This window comes from Ruegeria sp. BHSB056 (genome assembly GCF_059613305.1).
In genome coordinates this window covers 1-10,794 of the sequence record NZ_JBXWSG010000109.1, presented here as the reverse complement: position 1 = coordinate 10,794, position 10,794 = coordinate 1, and the positions used below count along the sequence as shown (strand labels likewise).

General features: G+C 54.2%; 8 protein-coding genes and 1 pseudogene. 4 read left to right on the top strand and 5 right to left on the bottom strand.

Annotation, left to right across the window (positions count from 1 at the left end):
• The 3 genes from AC2FND_RS18195 to AC2FND_RS18185 all read right to left on the bottom strand — a co-directional run.
• The coding region (locus tag AC2FND_RS18195) for a recombinase family protein (protein ID WP_496771186.1) at positions 1–717 on the bottom strand (717 nt) is incomplete at its 3' end.
• A gap of 229 nt (positions 718–946) precedes the next feature.
• Complete coding sequence (locus AC2FND_RS18190; protein ID WP_496771185.1) at positions 947–1,528, bottom strand: Swt1 family HEPN domain-containing protein; 582 nt, start codon at positions 1,526–1,528, stop codon at positions 947–949.
• Positions 1,521–2,183, bottom strand: coding sequence for a DUF5343 domain-containing protein (locus AC2FND_RS18185; protein ID WP_254441460.1), 663 nt, complete (start codon positions 2,181–2,183; stop codon positions 1,521–1,523). The genes AC2FND_RS18190 and AC2FND_RS18185 overlap by 8 nt, the downstream gene beginning before the upstream one ends.
• Positions 2,184–2,480: 297 nt before the next feature.
• Here AC2FND_RS18185 and AC2FND_RS18180 point away from each other — a divergent pair, with 297 nt between their 5' ends.
• The gene (locus AC2FND_RS18180; RefSeq protein ID WP_170529346.1) at positions 2,481–3,446 is read left to right on the top strand and encodes a hypothetical protein; all 966 of its coding nucleotides are present in this window, start codon (positions 2,481–2,483) and stop codon (positions 3,444–3,446) included.
• A 261-nt stretch (positions 3,447–3,707) separates the two neighbouring features.
• Here AC2FND_RS18180 and AC2FND_RS18175 read toward each other — a convergent pair whose 3' ends face one another.
• Positions 3,708–4,205 carry a hypothetical protein gene (locus AC2FND_RS18175; RefSeq protein ID WP_496771184.1) on the bottom strand — a complete coding sequence of 166 codons (498 nt, stop codon included), beginning with the start codon at positions 4,203–4,205 and terminating at the stop codon, positions 3,708–3,710.
• Positions 4,198–4,950: a helix-turn-helix transcriptional regulator gene (locus AC2FND_RS18170; protein WP_496771183.1), complete on the bottom strand. Its 753-nt coding sequence runs from the start codon at positions 4,948–4,950 to the stop codon at positions 4,198–4,200. Before AC2FND_RS18170 ends, AC2FND_RS18175 begins: the two co-directional genes overlap by 8 nt.
• 606 nt (positions 4,951–5,556) lie before the next feature.
• On the opposite strand from AC2FND_RS18170, the gene AC2FND_RS18165 reads away from it, so the two are divergent.
• The 3 genes and pseudogenes from AC2FND_RS18165 to AC2FND_RS18155 form a co-directional block, all read left to right on the top strand.
• The gene (locus AC2FND_RS18165) at positions 5,557–7,863 is read left to right on the top strand and encodes a hypothetical protein (protein WP_496771182.1); all 2,307 of its coding nucleotides are present in this window, start codon (positions 5,557–5,559) and stop codon (positions 7,861–7,863) included.
• A gap of 130 nt (positions 7,864–7,993) precedes the next feature.
• Entirely contained in the window at positions 7,994–9,934 is a 1,941-nt protein-coding gene (locus AC2FND_RS18160; protein WP_496771181.1) for a type I secretion protein, read from the top strand.
• A gap of 40 nt (positions 9,935–9,974) precedes the next feature.
• Positions 9,975–10,794 (top strand): annotated as a pseudogene (locus AC2FND_RS18155) (type I secretion system permease/ATPase); the annotation flags it as partial.

The following is a 10,794-nucleotide window of genomic DNA, read 5'->3' as shown; positions in this document are numbered from 1 at the left end:
CGTCAGAAACTGTTTTACTCTGTCATATTTGACTTCAGTACCCCTGTAGTCCTTCGGAAATTCGCTTTTGGAGTCCAGAAATCGCTTAACTTCGGCTTGGGATTGAAAGCGACCGCTTGCATAGCCCTCAAGCGCTTCGGCAAGAATTGATGCCGTTGGCTCAACACGAACAAGAACTTTGCCCTCAGGACCACGTCTTTTGTATTCGTAGCCAACTGGGGCTGAAAACGTCCAATACCCTGTTTGGAGACGCGCAATGACCCTGTCTCGTGAACGTTCTTTGTTCTTTCCGACTTCCAACTCTCCCAACAGAACGCGAAGCTTCAGTTCGAATATCGAATGTGCTTCCTCAGACATTTTGAACTTTGGGCTTTCAAGGCGTGCACCTGCGGCAACAATTTGCTTGTGCAAATCACTATAGACGGACACGTCGCGCGCAAAGCGATCAATATCATCCACCACCACAACTAGCTTTTCGGATCGATGCATTCTGAGGTACCGAACCAGCGCTTTCGTACCGGTACGTTCCCCTGCCGTACCCGAGACTATGTCACTGAAGACTTCCACGACCTCATAGCCATTCCCCTTCGCGTACGAGCGGCAGCTTTGCTCCTGACTAGATAGACCGGAGCCTTCGTTAACTTGTTTCGCAGAGGATAAGCGTTCGAACTCAACGTTTCTTGAGGCGCTCAAGATGCGAACTGGAAAAACGCACATTTGGAAATTCGGAAAAACGCACATGTCATTTTCTCTGACATTCAGAATCAAGCGAATCACCAGCTATTTTTTCTTCAGCACCTGAGAAAACTGCTGCTCGTCAGTGTTGAAGCTAATGACTAAACAACACGTGAATCGGACAGAGCCATTGCGTTGTACAAGGTCTCCTATCCAACTGCACCGCTAGATTGGCACTGTTCGAAGATGAACCGAACACATTTTACAAACATCAAGCCTGCTGCCGAAACCAGTCTCGAAGAGAAAGATGCAAGCGTACTTCCTCATCTTCTGCCAAGGGAGTGCAATGAGCGATCGCTGCTCTCAACGTATTCAAGTTGTTTAGAATGCGTTCAACCGCCCTTATGTCCGTAAAGATGTCAGCAAAGTCGTCCCAGTTGGCCTTGATGATCTCACCCAATTCACCAAAATTGGTGTAGTCCAGCATATCACTTGACCGAGGAGTCACTCCTGTCGCTTGCTCTTTCTTTCGGTTTTTTGCGGCGTTTTCTTTGACGGGCTTAGGCACAAAAGCTTCTTGTTCCCACCAATCGTTGCCGTGCTTCTTCATGACGTCAGAAATTAGCTCACGGATAGAATTCTCGAGGCTGTAAAAAATAGTGTAATTCTTTGCCATCCTTTCCGCTTCACTTCTAATTCGAAGAGAAAATTGAGGATAGAACTTAGTTTCGATTTCTTTCTGGTCTTGATGCTCCGGACCGAGATCAATTTCCAAATCCTTTGCGACCTGCCTGACGCCACTTTCGATGCTTAGGTTGTTTAGCATGAAGTAGCGAACGGTGTGCTTATCCATCAGAACGCTTCAGAATGTTATTGTTCAACGATTGAAAAATGGCGTCAAAGACCTTTATGTCATCGGTCTCCGGCAAGTGCAGATTTATTGAATAGGCCAGCCCCAAGGAGGTTTCTGCCGGAGGTTGCTGAATTGTTGGCTCACTGTGCATCGACGGCTGTGATCCGGCAACTTGCAAGGCGGATTGAGGGGCTTCGGTCACTTCTGGGGGGCTATCATCGGAATCGGCCTCGAAGTCAGCGTACTCCGACAAGTTAATGAATGTCGTCGTAGTAAGGTTGTCTGCCGAGTTACCTTTTTCTTTCCCCGATATTTCGTTGATCATTTCGAGTAGTTTCGGTTTGGGAAGTTCATTAACGTACTCGTTTCGGTCGAAAAGCTCTTTGTATCCATGGCGAATTGCTTTGGCCATTGCAGCACCAGAGGTATCGGAATTCCTAAAGCTCCGATAGATTTCTGTAGGGCTACCGTCTTGTTCAAGCATGCCAATTCGTTTCAGTAGTGGAATAACAGCGCGAGCGCTGCCACCTTTGGCACCAAGTTTGGTTTCCAAAAAGTCCTGTGTGAACCGTTCTGGAGTGCGAGCTTCAATAATCTTGTCTAGTACCGTCTTCACAGTACCAGGTGATGCAATGTATGGAAGTTTTGGCGACAATCTCTCAATCCCGTTTTTGAATAATGCCAACCGTAGTGAGATGTTTTGTCGGGTTCAATCCTGCAGAGAGTGATGGATCAGTATGTAGCTCGTCGCGTGTCTTTTCAGGCGATACCGTGCGAGTAGAAGCTCTGCGGCGAAAGAAATTCGATCAACCTAAAGGTGTTGGAAGGTACGACGGGAACACAGAACCAGACAAGCCCGAAAAAAAGCCAGTACGTTTGGGCTTATTGGGGTTGATCGTGACCACCAAAAGGAGAATACCCCTTGTAGTCAACTACCTAACCGGGAACACAAGTGTCTGCTCTGTTTGAGAATGCCGTTACTTCTATTCGTTTGGGGATAGAAGATTTTGAAACTGGCGAAGACGATCGAATGATTTCGGCCGCTCGCAATTATTACGCCGGAGTTCTTTTACTTGCCAAAGAGTGTTTGGTGCGTGCTGCCCCAGTAGCGGACCCACTGCACGTAATCGGTGCAAAGGTAAAGCCAGTCTCGGACGGCGCTGGAGGTGTGAACATCGCCGTGGTCGGATGGAAGACCGTCGATTTTCAGGAAATGAAGGGCCGTTTCAAGGATTTTGGTCTCAAATGGCCAGAGGGTGACTTTGATAAGCTTCGAAAACTCAGAAACGAAGCAGAGCACCACCACCTTACTCAACCTGTTGAGGCTTTGGCGGAAGCAATTGCCTCTTCATTCCCGATGGTAGTCGATTTTTTCGATATTCTTGAAGAGGATCCGAAAGAAGAACTTGGTGATGCATGGGACGTTATTCTTGAAAAGCGCACAGCATATGAAAAGGTTCAAAAGCGTTGCCTAAGTGAGCTGGCGTCTATCAATTGGCCTAAGCAAGTTACTGGCATTGATAGAATGATTTGCGACAACTGCGGATCATCTCTAGTCGGCCAAGAAGACCCCACCAATAAAAACCCAGAGAACTTCAACGCCAAGTGCGCTCAATGTGGAGAAGTGCATAGCTCTGAGGCCTCTATTGCGATGGCTGTCGTCGCCTCTTTCGGGGCGGATGACTATATCGCCGCAAAAGAGGGCCTAGAACCAGTAATCCACGATTGCCCATACTGTGACTCCAGCAACACCTTTGTGCAGAACAGTGAGGTCAACATGTGTTTCGATTGCGGTTTCGTTCTGGATGAATCCTGTTCAATTTGCGGGACGAGTCTCACGCTGGAAGAGTATACTATGCTCGACAACGGATACTGTGGTTCCTGTTCTTATGGGATGGCAAGGGCTATGCGAGACTAGCCTGCTTGCAAGCCTCGCCTATACACTTTGCAGGCGACAGAAACCTGTCACCAGAACGGACGCCTATCTAGAATTCATAACTAGCGAAAGCGACGCCTCACATCGGGCCAATTCTATGAATAGCGAGTTCGATGTTTCTCCCTTTAGGTGCACCAGGCACTTTCGAAAGGAACGTTCCACCGCCCGGGTTGCGCGTCTTCGGGACCGCACATGCAGTGAAGCGCAGACTACGTCGTCATGGCGTCCTATTCATGACCCGGCCTATACCGGATACCCCAATTCCCGGATCAGCCTCCAGATATCCTGGTTCGCAGCTGAAAGCTGGTTGACGACCGCTTCGATTTCGCGAAGCGCGTCATCATCTACCGTATCCGCGCGACCCAGTTTTATATCGGTCTTGCGGTCAGCAATCCGCATCAGGATCGTTTTCGGGTTTCCGGTCTCCTGATCGAATGAATAGATGCAGTGGTTATACTTGTTTCGGATGCCCGAAAGCTTGCTGAGCCGTTGCGTGCGTTCAAGGATCGGGTCGCGAACCTGCGCGGGCCTTCCCTCCATCTTGGCAAGCCGTTCGACCAGATCAATACGCGCGCGGGTTGTGTTCAGGGTCAGGAAGATAATGACGGCCACGTCTTTCGACGTTCCGGAAAGGCCAGCGATCAGGTGGATCAACAGGCTTTCGGTGTTGGTCCACATATAGTTCAGCCTGCCAACCAGAAGGATCAGGCGATCGAACCGGGCCTCGAACGTGTCAGTCAACGGCGGAGTGCTGCGCCTCGTGCGGCGCAACCTCATAATAGAAATGCGCGGCAGCGGTGCGGTTGCTGACGCCGATCTTGCCAACCACGTTGTGCATATGCAGTTTGACCGTGTGTTCCGTAATTCCCAGTTTGGCCGCGATCAACTTGTTGCTTTTGCCCTGCGAGACAAGTTGCAGGACCTGCTTCTCGCGACGCGTCAGCTTCAGATACCGCGACTTTTGATCGACTCCGTTAGGTGCGCTTGTCGCTGGACGGGCAGGGATGCCCCGCGTGCGCTGGCCCAGGAAAGTGGCGCAATCGGCAAGGAAGCTGGGTAGGTACAGTTCTTCATGCATCAGCAGCCTTAGGATGGCGCGCCAGGCATCGGGCGCCACATTCATCGGCAGAAATCCAACTTCGCCGAACTGCGCGCGATCCCAGGATTCAAACATATGCCGGGCCGATTCTTCTTTGCGATAGGCAAATGCGAGACAGCCGGATCCCGTACTTTTGGTATAGGCCAGTGGGCGCGCCAACAGGTCTTCAAGCATCATCTGGTCGACAACAATAATCTTGCTGCAACCGGGTGTGTGGCCGTTCATGGATTCGAGGGTTTCGAACCGCTGAGCGCGAACCCCGAATTCAGTTTGAACGCTTCTTAGGGTCTGATTGGAGTAGAATAATTCTTTTCCAATAAAGACAACCGAAAAATCTTCTGAATAAAGATCCTGATTGGCAGTTTCTTCTATCAATGACGCACTCATCACATTCCCTCGCAAACAGGGTCAACCAAAAATTGCTAATTTGAATTCTGGCGGTCTAAAATAGTTAACTAATCAAATAGGTAATTAACTTTTATTATACTCGAAAGCATGATTTTCCACAACCGGGAGGAGTTGTTCAATGGCCTGCGTCATAGAACTTTCGGTTAGGTTTATGCTTTGATTTTTGTGCAACCAGCGGAAACAATTGAATTATTTTGTTGCGATTTTTTGTGGGTGGGTCTTGCGGGGTAGACGTGCGCAAACTCAGGTGTGTTCTAAAAGTAAGTATTAAAAACAAGGTGGTAACTACCTCAAAACTTTCGACTAGCTAGGCGTGGGCGTGCGTCGCTGCGAACATGGCTGGGCTTCAATTGTCGAAGCGCCTGTCCCTGTCGCGCCGGTCATTGCGTATTTTAGCAAGCTTCATGAACCGCCGCGCTTTCGGCTTAGCCGGGAAAGGAGGTGGCCATTTAGAAACTTCCACTGACCGCATTCAGCGCGTTTTTGCGCTGCGCGGATATTTTTGTTTCAACCTCGCCTGATGCCGCTTTTTAGATGAATGGCGGTCTGGCGTTCCAGAAATAGGAATTTGTCATGAGACGTAATGTGAATAATACAAACGTAACGACCGTCGACGAAATTAATGTCGAGAACCTGGAAGCTCCGGTTAATGTCGAAATCCCGATTGATGAGGCGTTTGTCGAAGCCGACCTGACTGCACAACAGCAGCAGCAGGACCAGACTGTCGAAAACTCTAACGATCAGGGTCAGGACCAAAATCAAGGCCAGGATCAGGGTCAGGAACAAGGCCAGGACCAAGGTCAAGATCAGGGCCAGGATCAGGATCAAGGTCAGGATCAGGACCAGACGCTCAATGCCGGAGATAACACCAACGACAATTCGAACAGCAATGCGATCAATATCGACTTTGGTGGCGGAGAGTGGATTCCGCGCGATGACGATCAGGTTGATCTGGACTTCGGAGATAACGCGTCGGTTGGCGACGTAATAACTGCAGGCCGTGATCTGAACTATGATCCTGGCGATGACATGAATGTCGATATCTCAATGGATGGTGCGGGAACCGCGATGGCGGCCGTCAACAGTCAGGCGGCTAGCCTGAGCGATGACGACACGCTGGAATCGGCGTCAGTTTCGAACAATTCCGGTTTCTACCAGAATGGCAGTGCCTATGGCGGTACCGCCAATGCTGAAGAAGGTATCGGCGTCAAGTCCAACGGTGGAGATTCGGGCGACGGTGGTACCAGCTATGGTGGTTCGGCAGACTCGACCACGCTGGGCAGCCATGCGTTTGGTGCCGGTGGCGATACCGGCAGCGCCGACGCGGATTCGAGTGGCGGCGCAGGCGGTGATACCGGTGACGCAAATAACGCCAGCATTGGTGTCGGCCTGTCCGGCGCAGGGGCTGACGGTGACAGCACCGGCGGAGACGGCGGCGACGCTGACAGTTCGTCTTCTGCTGACAACGACGGCAGCACAAGCGTTGACGGTGACGGAACTGGCGGTAACGGAGGAAGCGCAGATTCGTTTGGTCTGGGACTGGGCCTTGGTCTGTCTGGTTCGAATGCCTCGGGTAGCGCCGATGGCGGCGACAGCGATTCCGACTCGAGCGGCACGGGCTTTGGTCTGGCCGGCAATGACGTAGACGCCGAAGGTTCCGACGGTGGTGACGGCAGCGCTTCGACAGACGGTTCGTCGTCGAATTCCAGTGACAGCACAACCGAAGCCAATGATGCGACTGCCGGCAGCAACGCAGCAGAGGGCAGCGCTGACAGTGGTGCGGACAGCTCGGCTGATGGAACTGGCGGACCTGGCACCGGCGGTGAAGGCTCTGGCGGCGAAGGGACCGGTGGTGAAGGATCCGGTGGCGACGGCACAGGCGGTGATGGTACCGGCGGTGACGGCGAAGGCGGATTTGCCGCTATGGTCGAAGCTGCAATCATGGCCCTGCAGGAAGAGCTAGGCATGGTTGATGCCGAAGCGGGCGAAGGCGGTGACGGAACCGGCGGTGACGGAACCGGTGGCGATGGTTCGGGCGGCGATGGCTCTGGTGGCGATGGCTCAGGCGGTGACGGTTCGGGCGGCGATGGTTCCGGTGGAACTGCCGACGCGGATTCGGATGCTCAGGGTGTTGGCGACCAGTCTGCAAGCGGGCCTGATATCAACCAAAGCCCAGGTGACGTGAACGGTGCATCCAGCAATTCGCAGAACACGGATGGCAGCGGTGGTGATGGCGGATCAAATTCGGCCAACGGCACAGCGGACGCAGCGGGTTCTGGTACGTCTGCAGCAGACGGTGACGGCGGAGCAGGCGGCACAACGACGCCCACATCCACGTCTTCGGGCAACGGTGCCGGATCTGCTGATGCGGCCAATACCGCCGGTGATGGCGGAGCGGCGGATGTATTCGGTGATGCCGATACAAACGGAGCCGCCGACAGCCTGGCTGAAGCAATCGCCGGATACGGTGGTTCGGGCATGTCCGATAACGATGCCACATCGACCGGTTCGGGCGATGCGACCGGTGCGGCCAGTTCAGGTGCGAGTGGTGCCGGTGGCGCGTCCGCCGCAAATGGCGGAGCCAGCGGATACTCGACCGGTACAGCCATGTCCGGTGACACCATGGGTGGAACCATCACGGGCGGCAGCGCGGCTGGTGCCTATTCGGGTGACGGGGGTGCAGGCGGCAACGCTGGCAACTGGGGCTCGAACAACGGTGGTGATGGTATCGTGACCGGCGAGTCCTATGCCTCGGCAGCGGCTGTTGTCGACACCTCGGCCTTTAACCAGTCGATCGTCATGGGCGCCAACGTGCTTGGCAACTCGGTCGACACGACCATGGTCGGTGGTTCGATGACCTCGTCCTACGCAAGCGACGACAACGACGCATAAGTCATAAGGCGAGGCCCGCATTATCGGGCCTCGCTATTTTCGAAAATGCCGTGGCCGCGAGCAGTGGCCCCGGCCCAACTGAACCCAAAGCGGAAATTCTGGCCGGTGCGGGTGAAAAAGGATGACCGACATGGCCCTTGACGCAATTACGGAAACGATAGCGCATTTTGTTGGAGCATTTGAACTTACGATCGAACAAGCCCGGCTGCGGGACCAGTATGACGAATTCACCGCCCTGAGGCGAAAAGCCGAAATTGACGGGCTGGACGATCCTGCTGCGATCCACATCAGGGCCGACCTTGATATCCCGGTGGGCGAGTACAAGCTCCTCCCATACAATTTTGCCCCACCTCAACCTAACCTGCCGCTACCAGACGCGCCGAAGGGGCCTGTGCATGAATCGGTGATTATCCTTGGTGGAGATGGGCCGGTTTCCGAGCGTTTTGTCCCGGACGACACGATTGGACCGTCATCCGCGCCCGTGCTCGTCATTCTGCAGCCGGACAACGTGCCGTTGGGGTCTGCGGTAAGTTACACCATGCAAAAGGTTTTCCTGCGTGACAACGATACGGTGGGCGAGGGTGAATTTCGCGACACGGACGCGTTGATCGCGAAAGGTGAGCAGATGCTGGACATGGCGTTGTCCCTTCATGCCGTGGCAAGCCCGTCATTTTCACTCGCGGACTACCAGTCAATCGAGATGGTCGAGGCACTGGCCGAACAGATGCTGAATCCGATGAACGGGGATGTGGATGGCGTCACCGTGTATCAGTTCCATGGCGATGATGCCCTGGGTGTGATCGTCAATGGCGAGCACATGGCCGAAGCACCTGAATGGACCGACCTGCTGCCCGCTTTCCATCAGCCGGATGAGGCGACTGGCGATGAAGCGGAAACGCCGTGGCCTGCCGAATGGGATCAGTCCAGGGATCCCGATTTTGACGACGGGCATCTGGTGGTGACCGGTGGCAATCTGGCGATCAATGCAGTGTCCGCGACAATTGGTTGGGTGGATGCTCCGTACATTGTTGTAGGCGGGCAGGCCGTCAATCTGACGGTCATCAGTCAGGTCGCGCTTGTTTCCGATTGGGACGTGGGTGCCATGAATGCCGGAAGCGGTACCAACCTGGTTCAGTCTTCGGTGATCGAAGTCGAAGGCAAAGAGGCCGCCTGGCTGGACAACGCCGACGGAACAGGCGGCCAGCCCGCATATGTTGTTGTGGACTGGGTTCACGGCGATCTGGTGGTCGCGAATTTCATCAACCAGCTTATTGACGCTACCGATATCGATCACATTCAAACCGAAATTTCAGCGACATCCACGCTTTACGCGCTGGGCGACAACGAAATGTACAATGTCGCCGATATCGTGCAGCTGGGCAGCTATTACGATCTGATCATGATCGGCGGAAACATGATCTCAGTCGATATGCTGGTTCAGTCCATGGCCCTTATGGATGACGACATCATCAACGGTGGAGTACCCGCGTCGATGATGGACGGTGATGAAAACCTGCTCATGAATGACGCGTCGGTCAAAACGATCGGCAAGGACGTTCACCAGGATATGCAACAGAATATGGCTGACGCGCTGGCCATACAGGAAATGGACATGGGCGCGTTGGAAGACGCGCTTCTGAATGATCCGATGTTCGCCGGGATGGAGCAGTTGCGCGTCCTCAGGATCGACGGAGATCTTATGCAGGTGAACATCGTCAATCAGGTCACGATGATGCTGGATCAGGATGATATTGACCTGTCGGGCCCGAATGCTGCCGGGGCCGAGGTTGTCGCAGGCAGCAATGCCATGCTGAACTCCGCGCATCTGACCAAGATGGGTGTGGACTCGACAGTCATGGCAGGTGACGGTTCGTATTCCGATCTGCTGTTGCATCAGGCCAGCCTGATCGACATGCCGGACAACGACGAGATTACCGCGATGACCAATGAGGCAATTGCCGCCATCATGGGTGACATGACCGTCGCGCAACCGGATGCGGCTCTGGCGCTGAATGCCCCGGCTCTTGATCCAACAACACCTGACGACGGCCTGCAAACCATGCTGGCCTGATCCCCTCAAGAATTTTACCGAGTGACCAGAAGGTTTCTAAATGTCGTTTGTTTTTTCGTCGCGCCGCCATCCTTTATCCAGCCCGCTGGACAGGCAAGGCGGGTTGGGTCTGAAGCGTCAGGGTACCGAGCCGGGGGCAGATCCTGCGAATCGGGCCACAGGTGCCTCTACCCGACTGCATCTGACGCAGGAGTTCCGAGTGCCTGAACCAGATCAAACCCGGTCGGTCGAAAACGATACGTTGAAACCGGCCAAAGACCAGAAACACTCATGTGAACAACCGCGCGCTGAACCTCCCCATCGGCGTGCGCCGCCGCAGCCCGTGCAAGACAAGGACATTGCGGGCGGTGGTGACGGGGTGGCTGATGCTGACGGCCAGGATCATGCAACCGCGGACGAAACGACAGCGCGCAAGACCCCCTCTGCGCGCACGTCCGGCGCGGATCACATGGGCGCGACGATCGAGGCCAAGGCAAACCAGCCACTGTTGCGGACAAATTCCGGCGGCGGTGACGGGAACGGGCCACCCCAAACCTTTCACAAGCGCACCCCGCCCGAGGATTTCCAGCGCACATTGCGGGATTCGATCCGGGCGATCCGGCGTAACCTGGCATTTGTTCTGGTGCTGACCTGCGCGACCAATATTCTGATCCTGTCGATCCCGATCTACCTGTTTCAGATCAGTGACAGAGTTCTGACCAGCCGGTCCTTGGATACGCTGATCATGTTGACGGCGATCGTCGCCGGGGCTGTGATTTTTCAGTCTGCATTTGATGCGGTGCGGCGGTTTACGCTGATGCGAACCGGTGTCGAGGTTGCCGTTCGTTTGGGTGCACCGGTGCTTAGTGCGGCTGCGCACG